Origin of the sequence: Streptomyces spiramenti (assembly GCF_012034385.1) — a bacterium.
GTDB lineage: Bacteria > Actinomycetota > Actinomycetes > Streptomycetales > Streptomycetaceae > Streptomyces > Streptomyces spiramenti.
Window position 1 is genome coordinate 1 of sequence record NZ_JAAVJB010000053.1, and the last position, 25,918, is coordinate 25,918.

Here is a 25,918-nt window from a genome sequence, read left to right on the forward strand (position 1 = left end):
GCGCGTGGGCGTCCGGCGCACCGGCGCGGACGGTCGTGAGCCATCGTGCGCACCAGGTCGCCGCGGGCTCGCGACGACCGCACCGCGCGGGCGGTAGGGCGGGACCGCTGCCGCGTGCCCGCCCGAGGGTCAAGCGGTGGCCCGCCGCTCCGGGGCAGCGGTGTCCTCGGCGCCCTTCCGCGAAGCCTTGTGCGCGGCCTTCTCCGCCGCGGTCTCCTCGTCCAGTCGGCGGGCGAGCTCCTCCCGCGCCTCGACGACGGAGGCGGACCGCCCGCCCCGGCGTGCCACCGCCTCCAGCGCCAGCCGGTGCGCGACGGCCTGGGCGCGGTCCGCCTCGACCTCGACGTCCGGCACGACGCCGATGCCCTCCCAGTTGGTCCCGGACACCGGATTCACCGCCCGCGCGTAGGGGACGGACGCCTCCAGGTGGGCGTGGAGCGCGAAGACGGTCTGCGGGTGGGCGCCGCCACCGCTCCGCGCGCCGACGACCGTGCCGCGCCCGAGCTGCTGCAGGTTGTACGCCAGCTCCTCGGCACCGGAGAAGGTCGCCGGTCCGATGAGGAGGAACAGTGGCCGGGCGCTGCCGTAGCGGCGGCCGACGACGGCCGGCAGGGTCCAGAAGTGCGCGGATCGGCTCTCGTCGCGGTGGCGGAGCGTGTTGAGGTGGGTGTGCTCGTCGAGCAGGTAGCTGCAGATGAGCGCGACCGTGTGGGGGTCGCCGCCTCGGCACCGGCGGAGGTCGAGCAGCAGCGCCTCGCTACGGGTGACGAGGGTGAAGGCCGCGCCCATGGTCTCGGCCGCGTCGCGCGCCGGCAGCAGCGAGTGGCCCAGTTCGAGCAGGGCCGTGCCGCCCGTGAGCCGCGCCACGGCGGGGACCCCGCCCATGGTCAGCTCCGCCGCGCGGTCCGCCTCCGTTCGCGCGGACTTGCCCTTCTGCGTGGGGATCCGCTCCGGGCGGTGGCGCAATCGCAGGTGCGGGTCGCCGTTGACCGAGCGGAGGTCGGTGGTGACGAGTTCGGCGAGTATCCGGGGGTCTCCCGCCTGGTGGTAGGCGCCGGAGGCGAGCCGCTCACGCAGCAATGCGGCCAGCCGGGTGCCCGTCGCGGGGAAGACGTAGTGGTCCTCCACCTTCGCAGCACACCGTTCGACGATCCTCGACAGCTCGCCGGGCTGCAGGTCGGTGGGCACGGGGACCTCCGGGTGACAGGCGCGTCCGGCGTGCCGGACCCCCGGTAGCCGCTGAGCGGGAGGAGTAGAGCATGCAATTGCACAAGCGTCAAGAATGCTGGACGCTTGATGCATGTCCCCGACGCACCCACCGTCCGAGACGCCACCGTCCGAGACACCTCCGGAGGAGCTGTCCCCGGAGGAGCCGTGCCTCGCCGACCCGGCACGGCGGCCCGGCACGGCCGGTCCGGCTGCCCCGCCCGGCCCCGACCGCCCGGCGCGTGAACCGTGCCGGACGCCGCGTGGGTCGGAGACCGACCGTCCGCCGGCCCGGGCGGGGGACGCGGCAGCCGTCGAGCTGTCGGAGGCGGGCCACCGGGCGCTGTCCCATTCCACGCGGCGTGAACTCCTCGCACGCGTCACCCGCGAACCGGCGACGATCAGCGCTCTCGCCGCCGCTCTCGACGTCGGGAAGGGCACGGTCGCCCACCACCTGGGAGTGCTGCGCTCCGCCGACATGGTGACCGTGACCGAGACGCGACAGGCGCGGGGTGGGACCCAGCACCTGTACAGCGCGGCGCCGCCGGTCGCAGCCGTGCCCTCGGCCGCGCCGGGCCACCGGGCTGCTCCGCCCCTCCCGGACGCCGGGGCGCAGCCCACCGCACAACCCCTGCTCGTCCTCCACGACCTGGCGCTCACGGAGGCCGAGGTCGCCGCGTTGCGGCGGTGCCTTCGCCGGGTGGTCGCGGACGCCGTCTCCGAGGCGACCCGACCCCGCGCGGGGGCGACGGCCGGCCGCTCCGTCCACACCGTGGCCGTCGATCTCCGCCGGTCTTCCGCCGACGCCTGATCGGCGAGCCCGGCCCGGTCCGGTCGCCACGCGCGCGACGCGACCGTCACCCCCTGCGCCCTGGCCCGCCCCGTGCCGTCCGCCCCGTGCGGACCGTAGTCGGCCCTCGCAGAGCGTGTGCGTGACCCCACGCCGGGCCCGCGAGGCCGGCTACGGCCATCTGCTGCGTTGTCAGGAACACCCGAGGACAACCCGGTATGAGGGTGCCCTCCGCCGTGCAGCTGACCGCATCCGGCGCCGCGAGCTGATCCGACGTGGGGGCTCACAACGCTCTCAGCCCGCACCCCGGAGCCCGCCCGCCGTTCCGCCGGGGGCACCGAACGGTGCCCCCGGAACCGGCCGCCGGGGCGCCCGGGCACGGGCCCGTCGATCGAGCGCGGCGATTGTCGGACCCTTCGCGTCTAATGGATGGGTGACGACCCTCACCGACCCTCCACTCGGAAGGAAGCAGGCGGCCTCGCTCCTGAGCTCCGAGGTCGACCGCAGCACGGCGAGCCACGGCGGGCTCGTGCTGGTCACCGGCGAGGCGGGCATCGGAAAGACGACGCTGGTCACCGGTGCGGTGCGGGAGGCCAGGGCCCGGGGAGCGCTGGTCCTGACCGGTTCGTGCTGGGATTCCGCCCATGCGCCCGGGTACTGGCCGTGGGTCCAGGTGGTGCGCGGGCTGCGCCGGGCACTGCCGCAGGAGGAGTACCGCAGTTCGGCGCCGCAGAACGGCGGGCTCGCGGCGCTGCTCGGTGAGGCCGGTGGCGAGACCGGGGTCGGCCGCGGCTCCGACGAGGACGTCTTCGCCCTCTACGACGCGGTCACGACGGCGCTGGTCAGCGCCGCGCAGGGGCGCCCGGTGCTGGTGGTGCTGGAGGACCTGCACTGGGCGGACGAGGCGTCCCTGCGGTTGCTGGAGTTCGTGGTGCGCCACTCCTGGTTCGAGCGGCTGCTCGTGGTGGGCACCTACCGGGACGTCGAGGTGGAGATACCCGCAGATGCCGCCCGCGCTCCCGACGCAGACGGTGCCGCTGCGCCGCCGTACCGCGCCGGCGCCCGGGACGGGGTCGTGGCCGTCTCCTCGGGGCGGCCCGACCGGGATGCCGTGCCCGCGGCTCGCACGGTGCTGCCGATGCTCCACGCCAGGGCTACGACCATCACGCTCACCGGGCTGGACCGCGACGACGTCGGAACGCTGCTGGCGCGCGCGGCGGGGCGCGAGCCCTCGGCGGAGCTGGCGACCCGGGTGCACCAGCGCACCGGCGGCAACCCCTTCTTCGTCGAGCAGGCGGCCCGGCTCTGGGCCTCCGGCGGACCGGCGCTCGCGATGACCCCCGGCGTCAGCGACGCGCTGACGCGCCGCATATCGCTGTTGCCGTCGCCGGTGAGGCGGCTGCTGGAAGCGGCCTCCGTGCTGGGCCGCGAGTTCACCCGGCCGGTCCTCGCGTCGGTGGTCGCCGCGCCGTCCGCGCTGGTCGATGCCCTGCTGGACCAGGCCGTCACGGGCCGGCTGGTGACCGCCGCCGGCGGCGGACGGTTCTGTTTCGCCCACGACCTGTTCCGGGAGGCGCTCTACGAGGGGTTGACGGCGGACGCCGCGCGCCGGCACCACGCGGCGGTGGTGCGCGCCGTCCGGGTGCCCGGGGACGAGGGGCTGCCGGCGATCGGGCCCGCCGACCTGGCGCGCCACGCCTATCTCGCCGGTGGGGACCTCCCGGCCGGTACGACCGTCGAGCTGCTGACAGCCGCGGCGGAGGACGCCGGCAACCGGGTCGCGGGCGACGAGGCGACCAGACACCTGCGTCGCGCCTACGACGTCGCGAGGGCGGCGCCGCCGGAAGAGGTCGACCCCGGCCGGACGGTCGCGGTCGCGCTCGACCTCGTCGGTCAACTCGGGCACACGGCGGAGCGGGACGAGGTGATCGCGCTCTACCGAGGGACCGCGGAGCTGGCCCTGACGGTGGCGGATCCCGAACTCCTCGCCCGGGTCGCCCTGGCGCTGCACGCGGGGTCCACCACCTTTCCGGAACTGGCGGCGACCGGCGAGCGACTGCTGCGGCAGGCGCACCGCGCCCTGGTCGGGCAACCCGACGGCAGCGGGCCGGCGACCGACCCGCCCCCCGGCCGGCACACCCCGCGCGACGATCCCGGGCCGGCGTCCGCAACCGGGCAGCCGCCCGCCACCGGACCGGCGCCCGCCGACCGTTCCGCTGGTGCCTCGCCGTCCGAACTCACCGCTCTAGCCGACGAGTTGACGCTGCGCACCATGGCGCTGGCCCGCAGCGGTGGCGACGACACCGCCCTGGAGTTCCTGCTGTGGGCACGACACGAGGCGATCTGGGGGCTGGGGTCGGCGGCGGAACGCGAACGGCTCATGGAGGAGCTGCTCGCGGTCCTCTCCCGCACCGGCAACCGCGGTATGCACCTGGTCGTCCGGTCGCTGCGATGGGTGGCGCAGTTGGAGCAGGGGAACGCCGCCTACCGCGAGCACTACCTCTCCTACCTCGCGGCGGCGGACGCCGCGGGCCTCCCGCACCTGCGACCGGCGGTGGCCGTGGACCGGTCGATCATCGGCGCCCTGCGCGGCGAGTTCGCCGAGGCGGAGCACCGGCTGGAGCTCGCCTCGGAGTTGCCCGGCGCGCAGTCGGACTGGAACTTCATGACGACGTTCATGGCGGTCCACCACCGGACGGTGCTGGAGATGCTCCAGGGCAGGACCCCGGGTGATGCGGAGCTGCGGGCGCGGCTGACGGAGAGCGGCTACCCGTACCCCGACGTGCTGCTGGGCATCGCCGCGTTCGAGCGCGGCGACGTCGAGGAAGGACTGCTGTACACGGCCGCCGCGCGGGGGCGGTCGAGCGGCTTCCCGCGCGACCTGGGCCCGCTCTGGCTGCGGTTGCGCGCGCAGGCGGCAGCCGCGGCGGGTGACCGGGAGCTGGGGGAGGAGGTGCGCCGGGCGCTGACTCCGCACCCGGAAGCCTGGCTGGTCTCGTTCTGCGGCTGCGACATCAGCGGGCCGGTGCCGTTCTGGCTCGGCGTGGTCGAGGCGGGTGAGGGGCGCTGGGACGAGGCGGTCGCCGCGCTGACGGACGCCGTCGTCGCCGCCGACCGGCTGGAGGCACGGCCCTGGGCCGTGCTCGCACGCGCACGGCTGGCCTCGGCGCTGTACCGACGGGACGGCTCCGGCGACGCCACGGGCGGCGGCGCGACCGGCGCCGTCCCCGGTGGCCGCGCCGGTGCTCACGGCGGCGCCGGTCTCCTCGGCGGTGCGGGGAGGGACCGGGATCGAGCGGCGCGGCTGCGGCAGGACGCGGAACGTCTCGCCGCCGGGATGAACATGTCCCTCCCGCCCGGCCACGCCGGAGCCCCGCGGTCCGCGTCGGCTCCTCGCGCCGCACCGTCCCCCGTGCCGGACTCCGCGCACGAGCCGTCCCCGCCACCGGCGGCAGTCGAGCCCGTCCCGTCCGTGGCCCGGGCCGGGGACGACGTCTCCGGTGCCCGCGCCCGGCCTCCCGGGCGTTCCCCGGAGCGGGAGTTCCGCCACGACGGCGCGGTCTGGCAGCTGACCTTCGGCGGCCGGACGGCCCACCTGCCCGACGCCAAGGGGCTGCGCGACCTCCACCTGCTGCTCTCACATCCCGGAGAGGCGGTTCCGGCCGTGCGGCTGCTGTCTCCCGAGGGCGGTGCCACCGTCGTCGCCGCACACACCATGGGCGGCGACGAGGTGCTCGACGAGCGGGCGCGCGCGGCCTACAAGCGGCGGCTCGCCGCTCTCGACGGGGAGATCGACCGGGCGGCGCTCCTCGGGGACGACGACAGGGCCGCAGAGCTGGACCGGGAGCGGGAGGCGCTGCTGGTCGAGTTGCGGGCCGCCGCCGGGCTGGCCGGTCGGTCACGGCGGCTGGGCGACAGCGCCGAGCGGGCGCGGAAGACGGTGACCGCGCGGATCAGGGACACGTTCCGCCGACTCGACGTGCGCCATCCCGAGCTCGCGGCCCACCTGCGTGCGACCGTCTCCACCGGCGCCCGGTGCTGCTACCGGCCGCCGGACCACACCCCCTGGCGGCTCTGACCCGGGCCGCCGCGCGCCGCAGCCCCCGGCCGCCGCACCGGCGAACCGCTGCCGCCAACCGTGACCACCCGCTCGCGCCGACGCCCCCCCCGCAAGGCCCCGTCACGCCGTCACGCCGTCGCCCCCCCCCCCCCCCCCCCCCCCGGGGTCCGCGCGGTGTCCGCCCCCGCCTCCGCGCTCGGCCGTCCGCGCGATTTGCCGCGAGGTGCCCGGACCGTCTAGTCTCCTCACGAAGCCAGAGACCGCTGGTTGCCGCCGGGCCCGATCCCGGTGGCCGAAGGATTCGCGAACGCGGATCGCCCGCGCAGGTGATCGAGGAAGCCTCCGACGAGTGCGCCTATCAGGTGCCCCGTCTGGACCACGCCCCGCGCCTGCGCCGGGGCGTTTCGTGTTCTCACGCCCCTTCCGTGCGGTCCGTATCACCCGGAAGGAGGGCCGAGGTTCATGGCAAGCCCTGACAAGGTCGCAGCCGTCGCTGAGATCAAGCAGAAGTTCGAGAACTCGAACGGCGCTGTCGTGACCGCGTACACCGGTCTCACCGTGGCGCAGATCAAGGACCTGCGCCGGGCGCTCGGTGAGGACGCGCAGTACCGCGTCTCGAAGAACACGCTGACCAAGATCGCGGCCAACGAGGCCGGGATCGCGGAGCTGGACGAGCACCTCACGGGCTCGACCGCCGTCGCCTTCCTCACCGGTGACCCGGTGACGGCGGCGAAGGGTCTGCGCAACTTCGCCAAGGAGAACCCTGCCCTCGTCATCAAGGGCGGCGTGCTCGACGGCAAGGCGCTGTCCGCCGACGAGATCAACAAGCTCGCGGAACTGGAGTCCCGCGAGGTGCTGCTCGCCAAGCTGGCCGGCGGCATGAAGGCGTCCATGGCGAAGGCCGCGGCGACCTTCCAGGCTCCGCTCACGAAGCTCGTCCGCACCGCGGACGCGCTCCGGGACAAGGTCGAGCAGGGCGGTGGCGCTTCGGCGGCTCCCGCCGAGGCCGAGTGAGGTAGCTCCACCTCTCACCCGCGGTCGGCGGGCCCGCAAGCCCATCGACCGCGACAACCGCCAGACAGCCCGGCATCAGCCGGTTTAGTGGAAGGACCGCCATCATGGCGAAGCTCACCCAGGACGAGCTGCTCGAGCACTTCAGCGGCATGACCCTCATCGAGCTCTCCGAGTTCGTGAAGGCCTTCGAGGAGAAGTTCGACGTCGAGGCTGCCGCCCCGGTCGCCGTCGCCGCCGGTGCCGTGGCCGCCCCGGCCGAGGCCGCTGCCGAGCAGGACGAGTTCGACGTCATCCTCACCGGTGCCGGCGACAAGAAGATCCAGGTCATCAAGGTCGTGCGTGAGCTGACCTCCCTGGGCCTCAAGGAGGCCAAGGACCTCGTGGACGGCACCCCCAAGGCCGTCGTCGAGAAGGTCGACAAGGCTGCCGCCGAGAAGGCCAAGGACGCCCTTGAGGGCGCCGGCGCCTCCGTCGAGGTCAAGTGACCTGAGGTCACCGCACCGGCGTGACGCGGGCTTCGGCCCGCACGCCCGGCGGGCGGCTCAGCCGCCCATCCTGTCGCAGCACCCTCCGCACGCCCCGGGCGCGCGGAGGGGCTCGGCACCTCACGGTCACTCGTAAGAGGGCCGTGCAGACCTGAGAGGCGATCACCCAGCCGGGTGATCCCCTCTTCTGGTTCGCCGCCCCGGAGGCGACCGTCCTTGCCTTGTCCATGGTCAGGGGTATGGTGATCTTTCGTCGCCGTCCCGTGGAGGCGGCGCGAAGGGATCGTCCCCTCTTGACGAACCGCACCCTTCGCGCGATTCTCGGGACGCGCCGCTGCGGCGGCGGGACATCGATTCCGGATTTCAGGCATGGATCGGTGTCGGGGCGGGAAACAATGCGGCAGACACACCGCTACCGGCGACGAGGCGGCCGGGGCGGTGGAGGCCGGAGGGCGGCCGCGTCGTTGGGGCTGTGACGGTCCCGGTTGGGTATTGGACATCAGTGTGTCTTGTGGCTACACTGTCCCTTTGCGCTGCCTATATTGCTCCCCCTGTCCGTCACCAGTGGGACCGGCATGCGCGCAGAGAGTCCGAGCCCTCGGAAGGACCCCCTCTTGGCCGCCTCGCGCAACGCCTCGACCGTACACACGAACCACGGCGCCAGCACTGCACCGCTGCGCGTCTCTTTTGCGAAGATCAAGGAACCGCTCGAGGTTCCGAATCTCCTGGCCCTGCAAACCGAGAGCTTCGACTGGCTCCTCGGCAACGAGGCCTGGAGGTCCCGCGTCGAGGCCGCGCTGGACAGCGGGCAGGATGTCCCGACCAAGTCCGGTCTGGAGGAGATCTTCGAGGAGATCTCCCCGATCGAGGACTTCTCGGGCTCGATGTCGCTGACCTTCCGCGACCACCGCTTCGAGCCGCCGAAGAACTCCATCGACGAGTGCAAGGAGCGCGACTTCACGTTCGCCGCGCCGCTCTTCGTCACCGCCGAGTTCACCAACAACGACACCGGCGAGATCAAGTCCCAGACCGTCTTCATGGGGGACTTCCCCCTGATGACGAACAAGGGCACCTTCGTCATCAACGGCACCGAGCGCGTCGTCGTCTCGCAGCTGGTGCGCTCGCCGGGCGTCTACTTCGACACCTCCATCGACAAGACCTCCGACAAGGACCTCTTCTCGGCCAAGATCATCCCGTCCCGGGGTGCCTGGCTGGAGATGGAGATCGACAAGCGCGACATGGTGGGCGTTCGCGTCGACCGCAAGCGCAAGCAGTCGGTCACCGTCCTGCTGAAGGCGCTGGGCTGGACCTCCGAGCAGATCCTGGAGGAGTTCGGCGAGTACGAGTCGATGCGCGCCACCTTGGAGAAGGACCACACCCAGGGCCAGGACGACGCGCTCCTCGACATCTACCGCAAGCTCCGTCCGGGCGAGCCGCCGACCCGCGAGGCCGCCCAGACCCTGCTGGAGAACCTCTACTTCAACCCCAAGCGCTACGACCTCGCGAAGGTCGGCCGCTACAAGATCAACAAGAAGCTGGGCGGCAGCGAGCCGCTCAACTCCGGTGTGCTCACGACCGAGGACGTCGTCGCCACCATCAAGTACCTGGTGCGCCTGCACGCCGGCGAGACCGAGGCCGTGGCGATCGACGGTGAGCCGCTGGTCGTCGAGACCGACGACATCGACCACTTCGGCAACCGGCGCCTGCGCAACGTCGGCGAGCTGATCCAGAACCAGGTCCGCACCGGTCTCGCCCGCATGGAGCGGGTGGTCCGCGAGCGCATGACCACGCAGGACGTCGAGGCGATCACGCCGCAGACCCTGATCAACATCCGGCCGGTCGTCGCCTCCATCAAGGAGTTCTTCGGCACCAGCCAGCTGTCGCAGTTCATGGACCAGACCAACCCGCTGTCGGGTCTGACCCACAAGCGTCGTCTCTCGGCGCTCGGCCCCGGTGGTCTCAGCCGTGAGCGGGCCGGCCTCGAAGTGCGTGACGTGCACCCCTCGCACTACGGCCGCATGTGCCCGATCGAGACCCCCGAAGGCCCGAATATCGGTCTGATCGGCTCGCTGGCCGCGTTCGGCCGCGTCAACGCCTTCGGCTTCGTGGAGACCCCGTACCGCAAGGTCGTCGAGGGTGTCGTCACCGACGCGGTGGACTACCTCACCGCCGACGAGGAGGACCGCTTCGTCATCGCCCAGGCCAACGCGCGCCTGGACGACGACATGCGCTTCGCCGAGAACCGCGTCCTCGTCCGCCGCCGCGGCGGCGAGATCGACTACGTCACCGGCCACGACGTGGACTACATGGACGTCTCGCCGCGCCAGATGGTGTCGGTCGCGACCGCCATGATCCCGTTCCTGGAGCACGACGACGCCAACCGCGCGCTCATGGGCTCGAACATGATGCGCCAGGCGGTGCCGCTGCTGAAGGCGGAGTCCCCGCTGGTCGGCACCGGCATGGAGTACCGCTCCGCCACCGACGCCGGCGACGTCATCCGCGCCGACCAGGACGCGGTGATCACCGACGTCTCCGCGGACTACGTCTCCGCGGCCAACGCCGACGGCACCAACGTCACCTACCGCCTGGCGAAGTTCCACCGCTCGAACCAGGGCACCTCCTTCAACCAGAAGGTGCTGGTCAGCGAGGGCCAGGAGGTCATCGCCGGCCAGGTCATCGCCGACGGCCCCTCCACCGAGTCCGGTGAGATGGCGCTCGGCAAGAACCTGCTCGTCGCGTTCATGCCCTGGGAGGGCTACAACTACGAGGACGCGATCATCCTCAGCCAGCGGCTGGTCCAGGACGACGTGCTCTCCTCGATCCACATCGACGAGCACGAGGTGGACGCCCGCGACACCAAGCTCGGCCCCGAGGAGATCACCCGGGACATCCCGAACGTCTCCGAGGAGGTCCTCGCGGACCTCGACGACCGCGGCATCATCCGCATCGGTGCCGAGGTCGAGGCCGGGGACATCCTGGTCGGCAAGGTCACCCCGAAGGGCGAGACCGAGCTGACCCCCGAGGAGCGCCTGCTCCGCGCGATCTTCGGCGAGAAGGCGCGCGAGGTCCGCGACACCTCCCTGAAGGTGCCGCACGGCGAGACCGGCAAGGTCATCGGCGTCCGCGTCTTCGACCGCGAGGAGGGCGACGAACTGCCCCCCGGCGTGAACCAGCTGGTCCGCGTCTACGTCGCGAAGAAGCGCAAGATCACCGATGGTGACAAGCTCGCCGGCCGTCACGGCAACAAGGGCGTCATCTCCAAGGTGCTGCCGGTCGAGGACATGCCGTTCATGGAGGACGGCACCCCGGTCGACGTCATCCTCAACCCGCTGGGCGTCCCCTCCCGGATGAACCCGGGCCAGGTCCTGGAGATCCACCTCGGGTGGCTCGCCTCGCAGGGCTGGAAGGTCGAGGGCATCGACGCGGAGTGGAAGAAGCGCCTCACCGCGATCAGCGCCGACGACGTCGCGCCCGGCACCAACGTCGCGACCCCGGTCTTCGACGGCGCCCGTGAGGACGAGATCGCGGGTCTCTTCGAGGCCACGCTGCCCAACCGCGACGGCGACCGCATGGTCCAGCCCTCGGGCAAGGCCCACCTCTTCGACGGCCGCTCCGGCGAGCCGTTCCCGGAGCCGGTCTCCGTCGGCTACATGTACATCCTGAAGCTGCACCACCTGGTCGACGACAAGCTCCACGCGCGTTCGACCGGCCCGTACTCCATGATCACGCAGCAGCCGCTGGGTGGTAAGGCCCAGTTCGGCGGCCAGCGCTTCGGCGAGATGGAGGTCTGGGCGCTCGAGGCGTACGGCGCCGCGTACGCCCTGCAGGAGCTGCTGACCATCAAGTCCGACGACGTCACCGGCCGGGTGAAGGTCTACGAGGCGATCGTCAAGGGCGAGAACATCCCGGAGCCCGGCATTCCCGAGTCCTTCAAGGTGCTCATCAAGGAAATGCAGTCGCTCTGCCTCAACGTGGAGGTGCTGTCCAGTGACGGCATGTCCATCGAGATGCGTGACACCGACGAGGACGTCTTCCGCGCGGCGGAGGAGCTCGGCATCGACCTGTCCCGGCGCGAGCCGAGCAGCGTCGAAGAGGTCTGACGGGTTCGCGCCGGGTCACCCATCCCTGGTGACCCGGCGCCGCCCCGGACCCCGATCAGACTTTTCACCCGGTCATCCGCCCCACGCGGCGGGCGGCCCAACCCCTGAGAGGGATTGACGAGAGTGCTCGACGTCAACTTCTTCGACGAACTCCGTATCGGCCTGGCCACCGCCGACGACATCCGCCAGTGGTCCCACGGCGAGGTCAAGAAGCCCGAGACCATCAACTACCGCACCCTCAAGCCCGAGAAGGACGGCCTCTTCTGCGAGAAGATCTTCGGCCCCACTCGGGACTGGGAGTGCTACTGCGGCAAGTACAAGCGCGTCCGCTTCAAGGGCATCATCTGTGAGCGCTGCGGCGTCGAGGTGACCCGCGCCAAGGTGCGCCGTGAGCGGATGGGCCACATCGAGCTCGCCGCCCCCGTCACCCACATCTGGTACTTCAAGGGCGTGCCCTCGCGCCTGGGGTACCTGCTGGACCTCGCGCCGAAGGACCTCGAGAAGGTCATCTACTTCGCCGCCTACATGATCACCTTCGTGGACGAGGAGCGCCGCACCCGCGACCTCCCCTCCCTGGAGGCCCACGTCTCCGTCGAGCGCCAGCAGATCGAGCAGCGCCGTGACGCCGACCTGGAGGCCCGTGCCAAGCGGGTCGAGAACGACCTCGCCGAGCTGGAGGCCGAGGGCGCCAAGGCCGACGCGCGCCGCAAGGTCCGCGAGGGCGCCGAGCGTGAGATGAAGCAGCTGCGCGACCGCGCGCAGCGCGAGATCGACCGCCTCGACGAGGTGTGGAACCGGTTCAAGAACCTCAAGGTCCAGGACCTGGAGGGCGACGAGCTGCTCTACCGCGAGCTCCGCGACCGCTTCGGCACCTACTTCGACGGTTCGATGGGCGCCGCCGCGCTGCAGAAGCGGCTGGAGACCTTCGACCTCGACGAGGAGGCCGAGCGCCTCCGCGAGATCATCCGCACCGGCAAGGGCCAGAAGAAGACCCGCGCCCTGAAGCGGCTGAAGGTCGTCTCCGCGTTCCTGCAGACCCGCAACAGCCCCAAGGGCATGGTGCTGGACTGCGTCCCGGTCATCCCGCCGGACCTCCGCCCGATGGTGCAGCTGGACGGTGGCCGCTTCGCGACCTCCGACCTGAACGACCTGTACCGCCGGGTGATCAACCGCAACAACCGCCTGAAGCGTCTGCTCGACCTCGGTGCCCCCGAGATCATCGTGAACAACGAGAAGCGGATGCTCCAGGAGGCCGTCGACGCGCTGTTCGACAACGGCCGTCGCGGCCGGCCGGTCACCGGTCCGGGCAACCGTCCGCTGAAGTCGCTGTCCGACATGCTCAAGGGCAAGCAGGGCCGCTTCCGTCAGAACCTCCTCGGCAAGCGCGTGGACTACTCCGCGCGTTCCGTGATCGTCGTCGGTCCGCAGCTCAAGCTGCACCAGTGCGGTCTGCCGAAGGCCATGGCGCTGGAGCTCTTCAAGCCCTTCGTCATGAAGCGGCTGGTCGACCTCAACCACGCCCAGAACATCAAGTCGGCCAAGCGCATGGTCGAGCGCCAGCGCACCGTGGTGTACGACGTCCTCGAAGAGGTCATCGCCGAGCACCCCGTGCTGCTCAACCGTGCGCCCACGCTGCACCGCCTCGGCATCCAGGCCTTCGAGCCCCAGCTGGTCGAGGGCAAGGCCATCCAGATCCACCCGCTCGTCTGCACCGCGTTCAACGCGGACTTCGACGGCGACCAGATGGCCGTGCACCTGCCGCTCTCCGCGGAGGCGCAGGCCGAGGCCCGCATCCTGATGCTGTCCTCGAACAACATCCTCAAGCCGGCCGACGGCCGGCCGGTCACCATGCCGACGCAGGACATGGTGCTGGGGCTGTTCTTCCTCACCACCGACGCCGAAGAGCGCGTGCTCAAGGGCGAGGGCCGGTCGTTCGGCTCCACCGCGGAGGCCATCATGGCCTTCGACGCCGACGAGCTGTCCCTCCAGGCCGAGGTCGAGATCCGGTTCCCGGTCGGCTCCGTGCCGCCCCGCGGCTGGACCCCGCCGGCCCCCACCGAGGCCGATGTGGACTCCGGTGTGGCCGAGTGGCAGGTCGGCGACCCGTTCCGTCTGAAGACCACCCTCGGTCGCGCGCTCTTCAACGAGCTGCTGCCGGAGGACTACCCCTTCGTGCAGATCCCGGTCGGCAAGAAGCAGATCTCCGAGATCGTCAACGACCTCGCGGAGCGCTACCCGAAGATCGTGGTCGCCGCCACGCTGGACAACCTCAAGGCCGCCGGCTACCACTGGGCCACCCGGTCCGGTGTCACCGTCGCCGTCTCCGACATCCTGGTCCCCGAGGCCAAGAAGGAGATCATCGCCTCCTACGAGGCGCGTGACGAGAAGGTCCAGAAGCAGTACGAGCGCGGTCTGATCACCAAGGACGAGCGCACCCAGGAGCTCATCGCGATCTGGACGGAGGCCACCAACAAGGTCGCCGACGTGATGAGCGCCAACTTCCCGAAGACCAACGCGATCTTCATGATGGTGGACTCGGGTGCCCGAGGAAACATGATGCAGATGCGTCAGATCGCCGGTATGCGCGGTCTGGTGTCGAACGCCAAGAACGAGACGATCCCCCGTCCCATCAAGGCGTCGTTCCGCGAGGGCCTGTCCGTGCTGGAGTACTTCATCTCCACCCACGGTGCCCGTAAGGGTCTGGCCGACACGGCGCTGCGTACCGCCGACTCCGGGTACCTCACCCGTCGTCTGGTGGACGTCTCGCAGGACGTCATCATCCGCGAGGACGACTGCGGCACCGACCGCGGTCTCAAGCTGGCGATCGCCGTCCGCGACGGCGAGGGCGTGCTGCGCAAGACCGAGAACGTCGAGTCGAGCGTCTACGCCCGCTGCCTGGCCGAGGACATCACGGTCGACGGCCAGCTGCTGGCCCCGGCAAACACCGACCTCGGCGACGTCCTCATCGACGAGCTGGTCAAGCACGGTGTGGAGACGGTCAAGACCCGCTCCGTCCTCACCTGCGAGTCCGCCGTCGGCACCTGCGCCCGCTGCTACGGCCGCTCGCTGGCCACCGGCAAGCTGGTGGACATCGGCGAGGCGGTCGGCATCATCGCCGCCCAGTCGATCGGTGAGCCCGGCACCCAGCTGACGATGCGTACCTTCCACACCGGTGGTGTGGCGGGTGACGACATCACGCAGGGTCTGCCCCGTGTCGTCGAGCTCTTCGAGGCGCGGCAGCCCAAGGGTGTCGCCCCGATCTCCGAGGCCGTCGGCCGCGTGCGGATCGAGGAGACCGAGAAGACCAAGAAGGTCGTCATCACGCCGGACGACGGCACCGACGAGCAGCCGTACGCGGTCTCCAAGCGTGCGCGTCTGCTGGTCGGCGAGGGCGACCGCGTCGTCGTCGGCCAGCCGCTGACCGTCGGTGCGATCAACCCGCACGACGTGCTCCGCGTGCTGGGCCAGCGCCAGGTGCAGATCTACCTGGTCGACCAGGTCCAGAAGGTCTACAACTCGCAGGGCGTGGCGATCCACGACAAGCACATCGAGATCATCGTCCGGCAGATGCTCCGCCGGGTGACGATCATCGAGTCGGGCGACGCCGAGCTGCTGCCCGGCGAGCTGGTCGAGCGCTCGAAGTTCGAGGGCGAGAACCGGCGCGTGGTCTCCGAGGGCGGCCACCCCGCCTCCGGCCGCCCGCAGCTCATGGGTATCACCAAGGCGTCGCTGGCCACCGAGTCGTGGCTGTCGGCGGCGTCCTTCCAGGAGACGACCAGGGTCCTCACCGACGCGGCGATCAACGCCAAGTCGGACTCCCTGATCGGCCTCAAGGAGAACGTCATCATCGGTAAGCTCATCCCGGCCGGTACGGGTCTCTCCCGCTACCGCAACATCCGGGTGGAGCCCACCGAGGAGGCGAAGTCCGCGATGTACTCGGCCGTCGGTTACGACGACATCGACTACTCGCCGTTCGGCGCCGGCTCCGGCCAGGCGGTGCCGCTGGACGACTACGACTACGGCCCCTACCAGGGCTGAGCCGCAGCGCTCCACGAAACGCCGACGGGCGGTCGCTCCCTCACGGGGGTGGCCGCCCGTCGGCGTGTGTGCGGGGACTGCGGCTCTCGCCGGGGGCTACGGCAGCAGGATGCGGGCGGTGACCGGGAGGTGGTCGCTGCCGGTGGCGGGCAGCGTGCGGAGGTCGGTGACGGTCGCCGTGCGTGCCATGACCTGGTCGATCCGGGCGACCGGGAGGCCGACGGGGAAGCTGAACCCGAAGCCGCGCTCCGGGACGTTCAACCGGTCGGTGAGCGGGGCGAGTCCGCGGTCCTCGGTGGTGCCGTTGAGGTCGCCGAGCAGGATCACCGTGTGCAGCGGTTCCTCGGCGATCGCGCGTCCGAGCAGCGTGGCGCTCTCGTCGCGCCGTTGGGAGGTGAGGCCGCCGGCGCCCACGCGCATCGACGGGAGGTGGACGACGTGGGCGACGACGTCGCCGTGCGGCGTCGTGACCACCGCCCGCAGCCCGCGGTTCCACGGCTCCGTGAGGTCCCGCGGCTTGATGTCCAGGGGGGCGACGTCGCTCAGCGGGTGCTTCGACCACAGCGCCACGGTGCCGCTGACCGCGTGGTGCGGGTACTCCGGCGCGAGCGTCCGCCGGTAGCTCTCCACGGCCTCGGGCAGCAGCTCCTGGACACCGATCAGGTCGGGGCCGGCGGCGGCCATGGCGCGGGCGGTGCCGACCGGGTCGGTGTTCTCGTCGCTCACGTTGTGCTGGAGGACGAGCAACTCGCGGGGTTGCGGAGCGGGTCCGGGGAGCAGCAGGTGGCCGAAGGCGGCGCACCAGGCCGCCAGCGGCAGCAGCACGGCCGTCACGGCGAGCGCGGAGCGACGTAGGAGCGCGGCAGCGAGGAGGACGGGTACCGCGAGGCCGAGCCAGGGCAGGAAGCTCTCCAGCAGGCTGCCCAGGCGCGGACCGGCGTTCGGCACGGAGCCGGGGAAGGCGAGGAGTAACGCGGTCAGCAGGGCGAGCGCCGCGGGCACCCGCCCCCGGGGCGCGCGCCACGACGGTCGCACGTCCGGCGTGGTGGTCGCCTTCTCGGTGTCGGCCTCGTTCTGCGCCACGGTCTCGGTCCTGGTGAAGGTAGCTGTCACAGGGGTCAGGACGCGGCCGGCCGCATCGCGGTTTCGGTTGGCCGTCCGAAAGTCGAACGCACGGCAGGCGCCGCTGTTCGGCGCCCGTCGTCCCCACGGTGACGCGCGACGGACCCGGCGTCCCGGGTCGGTGCGCGTGCCGGGGGAGAGGTCAGGCGACTTCCTCCCCGAGGTCCTCGGGGGCCTCGCCGCGTTCGACCAACTCGCCCACGGCGTCCTCCTTCATGGCCTTCCACAGCGGTTCGGCCGCCTCCTGGTCCAGGATGACCACGGACTGCCCGCCGATGGTCTCGGTGCCGACGACCGGGGCGTTCATGAACCGCACCTCATCGTCGTCGAGCCCGCGCAGCCCCCAGGCGAGGTCGCGGATGTCGCCATTGCTCAGTCCGTCGTCGACGCTGACCACGTCGCCGACCGCGTTGAGGAGGCCGTTGAGGCGCGACGGGCTGGAGAGCGTGTCCGAGCTGAGAGTCTGCTCCAACAGCGAGCGCAGGAAGTGCTGTTGGCGCCGGTTGCGGTCGAGGTCGCCCTCGGGAAGGCCCTTGCGTTCCCGGACGTAGTCCAGCGCGTCCCGCCCGTCGAGGCGTTCGCCGTCCACCCGCACCCCGCCGACGGCGTCGGTGAGTTCACGAAATCCCTCCCAGTCGATGACGGCGAGGTGGTCTATCCGGAGGTCGGTGAGATTCTGGACCGTCTCCACCATCAGCGCCGGACCACCCCACGAGTAGGCGGCGTTGAGCTTGGAGCTGCCGTGGCCCGGCACCTCCACCCAACTGTCGCGCGGGAGGGAGACGAGCGTGGCGGCGGAGCGGTCCGCGGGTATCTGGAGCAGCATCATGGTGTCGCTCCGCGCGGAACCCGCCTCCCAGGCGGCCGGCTCGCCCTCGGCCGAGACCTCGGTGTCGCCGACGCCGGTGTCGGGCGCGGACTCCGCGTCCAGGCCGACCAGGAGGAAGACGAGGGAGTCGCCCTCGATGCGCTGGGGTTGCTGCTCCTCGGGCATGGTGGGCATGGCCTGCGGGATGCGCTTGATGCTGTCCAGGCTCTGCTCGGTGCGCCAGTACGCCCAGCCGGCGCCGGCGGCGCCGGTCAGCATGAGCCCGGCGAGGCAGGCCGCGAGCACCTTCGGCCAGCGGCGTCTTCGCCGCGTCAGTGGCGCCGCTTTGTCGCTGCCGTCGCTGTCGCCGGCGACAGCTGCCGATTCGGCGCCGGTTGCCCCGGGTTCGGCCGTCACGGGCGGGCCCGTGCTCTCCGCTGTCTCCGCCTCGGGCGGGTTCCGCGACCCGGCGGCCGGGGTCCCGTCCGCCGGCGCGGGCTCCTCGCCGGCGGCGGCTGCGTCCCCACCCGCCCCCGCCTCAGGATCGGCGGCCGAGGCGGTCCCGGGGTCGGCCTCCGGGGGTGCGGGGTCGGCGGGTTCGGGGTCCGCCGTGTCCGTCGCGCCGGTCTGCGCGCCGTTGCCCGAGGCCGCCGCTCCGGCCGCCGGTCCGCCGGTCGGAGCCGTGGTCCCCGCGTCGGTCACGGCCGCTTCCGCGGCGCCTTCCGCCTCGGACTCGGGGCGCTCGTCCGGGGGTTCGCGCCGATCGGATGGGGTCGGGGCACCGGCGGAGGTGTCGCCGTCGGTGCCGTTGGGTATGTCTGCGTCGGCCCCGGGATCACCCGTGGTCCCGGCTTCGGTACTGTTGGTCGTTCCGTCCGCGGTGCGGTCACCCGATGCCGGTCCGCCGCCCGCTGTGTCACCCTCGGCGTCGCCGGGGCTGTGGCCTCCGCTGTTCATGCGATCATTCTGCCGCCGTGTGCCCCTTGGGAGAAGCACCACACGGCTGCTGCGCGTGCCTTGTTTTTTGACCGCGGGCGGTGTGCTGGGTAGGCTCTGACCTCGTGCCTGGGGTGTCCCCTGCGCACCTGCCGATTCACCGAGGTGAACGTCGCGGGTGTCGTCGGACCCCGATATCTGCACCCCCACCGCTGACGGGCCCCGTCGCGGCGGGGTGGACAGCTTCGACACACCCGACCGCGTGGGTCGGCGGTGGCCCAGGTTAGTGGTACCGAGACGGCACACAGAAACCGGAGAGACTGTGCCAACGATCCAGCAGCTGGTCCGAAAGGGCCGGCAGGACAAGACCGAGAAGAACAAGACTCTCGCGCTCGACGGTTCGCCCCAGCGGCGCGGCGTCTGCACGCGTGTCTTCACCACCACCCCGAAGAAGCCGAACTCGGCGCTGCGGAAGGTCGCACGTGTGCGCCTGACCAGCGGCATCGAGGTCACGGCCTACATTCCGGGTGAGGGCCACAACCTCCAGGAGCACTCCATCGTGCTCGTGCGTGGCGGTCGGGTCAGGGACCTGCCGGGTGTTCGTTACAAGATCATCCGCGGCTCGCTCGACACCCAGGGCGTCAAGAACCGCAAGCAGGCTCGCAGCCGCTACGGCGCCAAGAAGGAGAAGTAAGAATGCCTCGTAAGGGCCCTGCCCCGAAGCGCCCGGTCCACATCGACCCGGTCTACGGCTCTCCTCTGGTGACGTCCCTGATCAACAAGGTGCTCCTGCACGGGAAGCGCTCCACCGCCGAGCGCATCGTGTACGGCGCCCTGGAGGGCCTTCGCGAGAAGACCGGCAACGACCCGGTCGTCACGCTGAAGCGCGCCCTGGAGAACGTGAAGCCGACCCTGGAGGTCCGGTCCCGCCGTGTCGGTGGCGCCACCTACCAGGTGCCGGTGGAGGTCCGTCCGGGCCGTTCCTCGACGCTGGCGCTGCGCTGGCTGGTGGGCTACTCGCGTGCCCGCCGCGAGAAGACGATGACCGAGCGCCTCATGAACGAGCTGCTCGACGCGTCGAACGGCCTGGGTGCCGCCGTCAAGAAGCGTGAGGACACGCACAAGATGGCCGAGTCCAACAAGGCCTTCGCGCACTACCGCTGGTAGTCGCTACCCCATCGAGACCGAGAGAAGACCGAAGCCTTATGGCTACTACTTCACTTGACCTGGCCAAGGTCCGCAACATCGGGATCATGGCCCACATCGACGCGGGCAAGACGACCACCACCGAGCGGATCCTGTACTACACCGGTGTGAGCTACAAGATCGGTGAGGTCCACGACGGCGCTGCCACGATGGACTGGATGGAGCAGGAGCAGGAGCGCGGCATCACCATCACGTCCGCCGCGACGACCTGCCACTGGCCGCTCGACGATGTCGATCACACGATCAACATCATCGACACCCCCGGGCACGTCGACTTCACCGTTGAGGTGGAGCGCTCCCTGCGGGTGCTCGACGGTGCTGTCACGGTGTTCGACGGTGTGGCCGGCGTCGAGCCGCAGTCCGAGACCGTCTGGCGACAGGCGGACCGGTACGGCGTGCCGCGTATCTGCTTCGTGAACAAGCTGGACCGTACGGGTGCGGACTTCTTCCGCTGCGTCGACATGATCGTGGAGCGGCTGCACGCCGTGCCGCTGGTCATGCAGCTGCCGATCGGTGCCGAGGCCGGCTTCCAGGGCGTCGTCGACCTCGTCCAGATGAAGGCCCTGCTGTGGTCCGAGGAGACCAAGCTCGGCGAGATGTACGACACCGTCGACATCCCCGCGGAGCTGCAGGACCAGGCGGACGAGTACCACGCCAAGCTGGTCGAGGCCGTCGCCGAGAACGACGAGGAGATGATGGAGCTGTTCCTGGAGGGCACCGAGCCCACCCAGGACCAGCTGCGCGCGGCGATCCGCCGCATCACCCTCGCCGAGGGCGACGTCACCATCACCCCGGTCTTCTGTGGCACCGCGTTCAAGAACAAGGGCGTTCAGCCCCTGCTCGACTCCGTGGTCCGCTACCTGCCCTCGCCGCTGGACGTCGAGGCGATCGAGGGTCAGTCCCCGAAGGACGCGGACGAGGTCATCGCCCGCAAGCCCTCCGAGGACGAGCCGATGTCGGCCCTGGCGTTCAAGATCGCCAGCGACCCGCACCTCGGCCGCCTGACCTTCATCCGCGTCTACTCCGGCCGCATCGAGACCGGCACCCAGGTGCTGAACTCGGTGAAGGGCAAGAAGGAGCGGATCGGCAAGATCTACCGGATGCACGCCAACAAGCGTGAGGAGATCAGCTCGGTGGGTGCCGGCGACATCGTCGCCGTCATGGGTCTCAAGCAGACCACCACCGGCGAGACCCTCTCGGACTCGGCGAACCCGGTGATCCTGGAGTCGATGGAGTTCCCGGCCCCGGTCATCGAGGTCGCCATCGAGCCCAAGTCCAAGGGTGACCAGGAGAAGCTGGGCGTCGCGATCCAGCGGCTGGCCGAGGAGGACCCGTCCTTCCAGGTCCAGACGAACGAGGAGACCGGCCAGACCATCATCAAGGGGATGGGCGAGCTCCACCTCGACGTGCTGGTCGACCGCATGAAGCGGGAGTTCCGGGTCGAGGCGAACGTCGGCAAGCCGCAGGTGGCCTACCGCGAGACGCTTCGCAAGGCGGTCGAGAAGATCGACTACACGCACAAGAAGCAGACCGGTGGTTCCGGCCAGTTCGCGAAGGTGCAGATCGCTCTCGAGCCTCTCGAGGGTGACGGCTACGAGTTCGTGAACAAGGTCACCGGTGGCCGCATCCCCAAGGAGTACATCCCCTCGGTGGACGCCGGTTGCCAGGACGCGATGGAGTTCGGCGTGCTCGCCGGCTACCCGCTGACCGGTGTCAAGGTGACGCTGCTCGACGGCGCCTACCACGACGTCGACTCCTCCGAGATGGCCTTCAAGATCGCCGGTTCCATGGTGTTCAAGGAAGCCGCTCGTAGGGCCAGCCCGGCCATCCTCGAACCGCTGATGGCCGTCGAGGTCACCACGCCCGAGGACTACATGGGCGACGTGATCGGCGACATCAACTCCCGGCGTGGTCAGATCCAGGCCATGGAGGACCGCACGGGCAACAAGGTCGTCAAGGCCCTGGTCCCGCTGTCGGAGATGTTCGGCTACGTCGGCGACCTCCGCAGCAAGACCTCCGGTCGCGCCAGCTACAGCATGCAGTTCGACTCCTACGGCGAGGTCCCCAAGGCCGTCTCCGAGGAGATCATCGCGAAGGCCAAGGGCGAATAATCCGGGGAACTCCCGGATCAGACACCCACTAAGCTGGAGCAAAACGGCATACGGGGCATCGCTCCGGTCGGTCGTCCGTCAGGACGGCGGCCGGGGTCGCCCCCGAGTCAGACCCCCAGCGAAACGGCCAAGGGCGTCCCCCTCGGGGTCCTGGCCGATTCGGTAGACCATCTGGCCCTCGCCGCAAGCCGCGGCGGGGCGTACAGCACCAGTCCATCAGGAGGACCCCCGTGGCGAAGGCGAAGTTCGAGCGGACTAAGCCGCACGTCAACATCGGCACCATCGGTCACATCGACCACGGTAAGACGACTCTTACCGCGGCGATCACCAAGGTGCTGCACGACGCGTACCCGGACCTGAACGAGGCCTCGGCCTTCGACCAGATCGACAAGGCGCCCGAAGAGCGTCAGCGTGGTATCACCATCTCCATCGCGCACGTCGAGTACCAGACGGAGAGCCGTCACTACGCCCACGTCGACTGCCCGGGTCACGCGGACTACATCAAGAACATGATCACCGGTGCCGCCCAGATGGACGGCGCCATCCTCGTGGTCGCCGCCACCGACGGCCCGATGCCGCAGACCAAGGAGCACGTGCTCCTGGCCCGCCAGGTCGGCGTTCCGTACATCGTTGTCGCCCTGAACAAGGCCGACATGGTGGACGACGAGGAGATCATGGAGCTCGTCGAGCTCGAGGTCCGTGAGCTGCTCTCGGAGTACGAGTTCCCGGGCGACGACGTCCCGGTCGTCAAGGTCTCCGCGCTGAAGGCGCTGGAGGGTGACGCCGAGTGGGGCAAGACCGTCCTCGAGCTGATGAAGGCCGTCGACGACTCGATCCCGCAGCCCGAGCGTGACGTCGAGAAGCCCTTCCTCATGCCGATCGAGGATGTCTTCACCATCACCGGTCGCGGTACGGTCGTCACCGGCCGCATCGAGCGTGGTGTCCTGAAGGTCAACGAGACCGTCGACATCATCGGCATCAAGGAGAACAAGACCACCACCACGGTCACCGGCATCGAGATGTTCCGGAAGCTGCTGGACGAGGGTCAGGCCGGTGAGAACGTCGGTCTGCTGCTCCGCGGCATCAAGCGCGAGGACGTCGAGCGCGGCCAGGTCATCATCAAGCCCGGCTCGGTCACCCCGCACACGGAGTTCGAGGCGCAGGCGTACATCCTGTCGAAGGACGAGGGTGGCCGCCACACCCCGTTCTTCAACAACTACCGCCCGCAGTTCTACTTCCGTACCACCGACGTGACCGGCGTGGTGCACCTCCCCGAGGGCACCGAGATGGTCATGCCGGGCGACAACACCGAAATGCGCGTCGAGCTGATCCAGCCCGTCGCCATGGAGGAGGGCCTGAAGTTCGCCATCCGTGAGGGTGGCCGGACCGTGGGCGCCGGCCAGGTCACCAAGATCCTCAAGTGACCTGACGCCCCTCTCGGGGCAGCCGACATCGGCATGACAGGGCCCGGTCCCACCGCATCCCGCGGTGGGGCCGGGCCCTGTCGCGTGCGCGGGCCCTGGGGAGCCCGCGCACGCGACAGGGGAACGTCGGGGGCGGGTTCGGGGTCGCCCGGGGCGACGGCCAGGTCAGCGCGCTGGGGGAGAGGAGTGGTGGCGGAGCGGCGGGCGGCGGGGACCGTTCACCGACCGCTCGTGGACCGTTCGTCGCACAGCGGAGGACCGTTCGGCGCGGGTACTCCGCTTTCGCCGACTCAGCCGGTAGGCCCACTGACACGGGTGAGTGAGCTTCCTTACATTCGCGCGAACGCGTCACCCACGTCCGGTCCTTCCGGGCGTACGTCCCCGACACAGGAGCCGGTTCATGACGACCCAGCCAACGACGACCGAGGCAGGAGAGCCACCGGAGCCGGACCTCAAGGCCCGCTCGGTGGTCATGCACTCCGACCCCCGCTTCCTCGAACTGCGCTCCCGGCTGCTGCGGTTCGTCGTCCCCATGTCGATCGCCTTCCTCGCCTGGTACATCCTCTACGTCTGGATGTCCGGGTACGCGCGCGGTGTGATGGACACCCAGGTCCTGGGGAGCGTCAACGTCGCGTTGGTGTTCGGCGTGCTCCAGTTCGTCTCCACCTTCGGCATCGCGATCTGGTACTCGCTCTACGCCAACCGCCGCTTCGACCCGCTCGCCGCGGAGCTCCGTGACGAGCTGATGAGCGGCGAGCAGCGCACCGCAGAGCAGGAGGACAAGGCGTGAGCATCACCATGACCACCCTCGCGCACTCGGTGGAGCTGGCGCAGGGAACGACCTCCGCACAGAGCCGCGTCATCACCATCCTGCTGTTCTCGGTGCTGATCGCGACGACGCTCGGCGTCACCATCTGGGCCAGCCGGCAGATCAAGTCGGCGACCGACTTCCACTCCGGGGGCCGCGGGTTCACCGGCATCCAGAACGGGTTCGCCATCGCCGGCGACTACATGTCGGCGGCGTCCTTCCTCGGTATCGCCGGCATGATCGCGCTGTTCGGGTACGACGGCTTTCTGTACTCGGTGGGCTTCCTGGTGGCGTGGCTGGTCGCACTGCTGCTCGTCGCGGAACTGCTGCGCAACTCCGGCCGGTACACCATGGCCGACGTCGTCTCCTACCGGATGCGGCAGACCCCGGTACGGACCGCCGCCTCGGTGTCGACGCTCACCGTCTCGATCTTCTACCTGCTGGCGCAGATGGTCGGTGCCGGCGCGCTCATCGCGATGCTGCTGGGCATCCGCCCCGGGGAGACCTTCCTCGGGATGAGCGCGGAGACCGCCAAGATCGTCGGGATCATCACCGTCGGCCTGCTGATGGTCATCTACGTGACGTTCGGCGGCATGACGGGGACGACGTGGGTGCAGATCGGCCAGGCGATCATGCTGATGGCCGGCGCGGTGCTGCTGACCGTCCTCGCACTCTCCATCTACGGCTTCAACCTGGGCTCGCTGATGAACGACGCGGCCGAGGCGAGTGGCGTCGGCCAGGCGTTCCTGGAACCCGGGCAGCGCTACGGCGTGGAAGTCGCGGGTGACGCCTGGCAGACGATGGTCAACAAGCTGGACCTCATCAGCCTCGGCATGGCGCTGGTCCTCGGCACCGCCGGTCTGCCGCACATCCTGATCCGCTTCTACACCGTGCCGGACTCCAAGACCGCCCGGAAGTCGGTCAACTGGGGTATCGGGCTCATCGGCACCTTCTACCTGATGACCCTCGTCCTGGGCTTCGGCGCCGCCGCACTCGTCGGCAAGGACGCGATCACCGCGCAGGACGCCGCGGGCAACACCGCGGCGCCCCAGCTCGCGGAGGAGATCGGCCTGCACTTCGGCGGTGACACGCTCGGCGCGGTGATGCTGGCGTTCATCGCGGCAGTCGCCTTCGCCACCATCCTCACCACCGTCGCCGGCCTGACGATCGCCTCCTCGTCCTCCCTGGCGCACGACTTCTACAACAACGTGCTCCGCAAGGGCGAGGCGACCGAGCGCGAGGAGATCAAGGTCGCGCGGTTCTCCGCAGCCGGTGTCGGCGTCGTCGCCATTGTCCTGGCGATCTTCGCGCAGAACCTGAACGTGGCGTTCCTGGTGGCGCTGGCCTTCGCCATCGCGGCCTCGGCGAACCTGCCGGTCGTGCTGCTCAGTCTGTTCTGGAAGCGGTTCAACACCGCCGGTGCGGTCGCCGGCATCTACGGCGGGCTCGTGGCCGCCGTCGGCCTGGTGTTCTTCTCGCCTGTCGTCTCCGGCAAGGTCAACGCCGACGGCGAGAGCCTGTCGCTCTTCCCCGCCGGGGTCGACTTCGCCTGGTTCCCGCTGGAGAACCCGGCGCTGGTCTCCGTGCCGATCGGCCTGGCCTGCGCCATCGTCGGCACCCTCGCCTCCAGGGAGCGCGACCTCGACAAGTTCGCCGAGCTCCAGGTCCGCGCCCTCACCGGCGCCGGTGCGGAAGGAGCGGCGAAGCACTGAGACGGGTGGGGCGGCGGAGCGCGTCCCACCCGCCCCGGCCCACCCCCGGCCGGGGCAAGCCGCCGGCACCGGCACCGCTCGCCGTCGTGCCGGCGGCC

At 70.5% G+C, this 25,918-nt stretch carries 15 protein-coding genes; 12 read left to right on the forward strand and 3 right to left on the reverse strand.

Annotated features, from left to right (window positions below; all coding sequences use genetic code 11):
- Positions 1 to 129 precede the first annotated feature (129 nt).
- Positions 130 to 1,188, reverse strand: a complete 1,059-nt coding sequence (locus HCJ92_RS09275) for a S41 family peptidase (protein ID WP_209310902.1) — start codon at positions 1,186 to 1,188, stop codon at positions 130 to 132.
- Between the two features lie 112 nt (positions 1,189 to 1,300).
- Between HCJ92_RS09275 and HCJ92_RS24815 the strand changes: the two genes are divergently transcribed.
- The 6 genes from HCJ92_RS24815 (at position 1,301) to HCJ92_RS09305 (ending at position 15,693) form a co-directional block, all read left to right on the forward strand.
- Complete coding sequence (locus HCJ92_RS24815) at positions 1,301 to 2,017, forward strand: ArsR/SmtB family transcription factor (protein WP_245240727.1); 717 nt, start codon at positions 1,301 to 1,303, stop codon at positions 2,015 to 2,017.
- Positions 2,018 to 2,429: 412 nt separating this feature from the next.
- On the forward strand, positions 2,430 to 6,074 hold the full coding sequence (locus HCJ92_RS09285; protein ID WP_167933000.1) for an AAA family ATPase: 3,645 nt from the start codon (positions 2,430 to 2,432) through the stop codon (positions 6,072 to 6,074).
- Positions 6,075 to 6,518: 444 nt separating this feature from the next.
- Positions 6,519 to 7,070, forward strand: coding sequence for a 50S ribosomal protein L10 (gene rplJ / locus HCJ92_RS09290; protein WP_167933001.1), 552 nt, complete (start codon positions 6,519 to 6,521; stop codon positions 7,068 to 7,070).
- A gap of 104 nt (positions 7,071 to 7,174) precedes the next feature.
- Positions 7,175 to 7,555, forward strand: a complete 381-nt coding sequence (gene rplL / locus HCJ92_RS09295; RefSeq protein ID WP_167933002.1) for a 50S ribosomal protein L7/L12 — start codon at positions 7,175 to 7,177, stop codon at positions 7,553 to 7,555.
- Positions 7,556 to 8,169: 614 nt separating this feature from the next.
- The gene (rpoB, locus tag HCJ92_RS09300) at positions 8,170 to 11,655 is read left to right on the forward strand and encodes a DNA-directed RNA polymerase subunit beta (RefSeq protein WP_167933003.1); all 3,486 of its coding nucleotides are present in this window, start codon (positions 8,170 to 8,172) and stop codon (positions 11,653 to 11,655) included.
- A gap of 123 nt (positions 11,656 to 11,778) precedes the next feature.
- Positions 11,779 to 15,693 (forward strand): DNA-directed RNA polymerase subunit beta', encoded by a 3,915-nt coding sequence (locus tag HCJ92_RS09305; RefSeq protein WP_167933004.1) that lies wholly within the window; start codon positions 11,779 to 11,781, stop codon positions 15,691 to 15,693.
- 96 nt (positions 15,694 to 15,789) lie between these two features.
- Here HCJ92_RS09305 and HCJ92_RS09310 read toward each other — a convergent pair whose 3' ends face one another.
- On the reverse strand, positions 15,790 to 16,776 hold the full coding sequence (locus HCJ92_RS09310) for an endonuclease/exonuclease/phosphatase family protein (RefSeq protein ID WP_338054098.1): 987 nt from the start codon (positions 16,774 to 16,776) through the stop codon (positions 15,790 to 15,792).
- A 181-nt stretch (positions 16,777 to 16,957) separates the two neighbouring features.
- Positions 16,958 to 18,580 (reverse strand): LCP family protein, encoded by a 1,623-nt coding sequence (locus HCJ92_RS24820; RefSeq protein WP_245240728.1) that lies wholly within the window; start codon positions 18,578 to 18,580, stop codon positions 16,958 to 16,960.
- Between the two features lie 301 nt (positions 18,581 to 18,881).
- On the opposite strand from HCJ92_RS24820, the gene rpsL reads away from it, so the two are divergent.
- From rpsL to HCJ92_RS09345, 6 genes are all read left to right on the forward strand, one after another.
- Positions 18,882 to 19,253: a 30S ribosomal protein S12 gene (gene rpsL, locus HCJ92_RS09320; protein ID WP_103501105.1), complete on the forward strand. Its 372-nt coding sequence runs from the start codon at positions 18,882 to 18,884 to the stop codon at positions 19,251 to 19,253.
- 2 nt (positions 19,254 to 19,255) lie between these two features.
- A complete protein-coding gene (rpsG, locus tag HCJ92_RS09325) occupies positions 19,256 to 19,726 on the forward strand; it encodes a 30S ribosomal protein S7 (RefSeq protein WP_167933005.1) in 471 nt (156 codons plus the stop codon).
- A 38-nt stretch (positions 19,727 to 19,764) separates the two neighbouring features.
- A complete protein-coding gene (gene fusA, locus HCJ92_RS09330) occupies positions 19,765 to 21,876 on the forward strand; it encodes an elongation factor G (protein ID WP_167933006.1) in 2,112 nt (703 codons plus the stop codon).
- 230 nt (positions 21,877 to 22,106) lie between these two features.
- The gene (gene tuf, locus HCJ92_RS09335) at positions 22,107 to 23,300 is read left to right on the forward strand and encodes an elongation factor Tu (RefSeq protein ID WP_167933007.1); all 1,194 of its coding nucleotides are present in this window, start codon (positions 22,107 to 22,109) and stop codon (positions 23,298 to 23,300) included.
- Between the two features lie 400 nt (positions 23,301 to 23,700).
- Entirely contained in the window at positions 23,701 to 24,090 is a 390-nt protein-coding gene (locus HCJ92_RS09340) for a DUF485 domain-containing protein (protein ID WP_167933008.1), read from the forward strand.
- 8 nt (positions 24,091 to 24,098) lie between these two features.
- A complete protein-coding gene (locus HCJ92_RS09345; protein ID WP_167933012.1) occupies positions 24,099 to 25,820 on the forward strand; it encodes a solute symporter family protein in 1,722 nt (573 codons plus the stop codon).
- Positions 25,821 to 25,918: the final 98 nt, after the last annotated feature.